We start from the raw sequence: 710 nt of genomic DNA on the forward strand, positions 1-710 counted from the left end.
GGGCCCGGCGTCAGGGCCGACCGAGGCCGGTCCGGTCCGCTCCCGCCTGGCGCAGCAGCGCCGCCGGACCGTCCGGGCCGGGCGCAGTCGGGCCATCGCCGCCGGTCCGACCGGACTGGAGAGCCGGCCCGAGCGGCGTCACCGGCTGCGGACGCACACCCGCCGGATCAGCCGGTAGTCCGCCTCTGCGCGCTCGCTTCCCGCCTGCCTCGCCGACCTGCTCCTCATGCGCCCCGTCGGAGTCGAGGTGTAGTCGGATCATCCGATAGTCACCCGACTTGCGGAGTGCTTTCCGGGCGTGAAGGCCGCCGGAATTGAGAACATGAGCGCCATGTGACCGTTCTGTCACGTGATGGGATGATTCGTCGGACTTCCCGCCGCCCCCGGGCCGCTGTCTGCCCGTACGCCGTGCGCTGTCCGACGCCGTCCCCTCCGGACCCGTCAGAAGGGATGTCGCGTGGCGCGCAGGATCCTGCCGACCCTCCTGTTGTCCCTCACCGCCCTGCTCGGGCTGCTCCCCGCCGTCCAGGCCACCCCGGTGACCGGCAGGCCGCTCGCCGGCGGACCGGCGGCCGGCCGGGCCGGGAGACAGGCGCCGTACCCGACCACCGGGGAGATCGGCCGGGCCCGGGCCGACGCCGAGGACAAGGCCTCCTCGGCCGCCGCCCTGGAGTCCGCGCTCACCGCCGCCCGGGCCGAGCTGGACCGGG

The 710-nt window shown here is 75.2% G+C and carries 1 protein-coding gene; it reads left to right on the forward strand.

The genetic code is table 11. The features are described from left to right. Positions 1-457 precede the first annotated feature (457 nt). The coding region (locus KS423_RS46680) for a hypothetical protein (RefSeq protein WP_374120203.1) at positions 458-710 on the forward strand (253 nt) is incomplete at its 3' end.

This window comes from Streptomyces sp. LS1784 (genome assembly GCF_020103755.1).
Lineage (GTDB): Bacteria > Actinomycetota > Actinomycetes > Streptomycetales > Streptomycetaceae > Kitasatospora.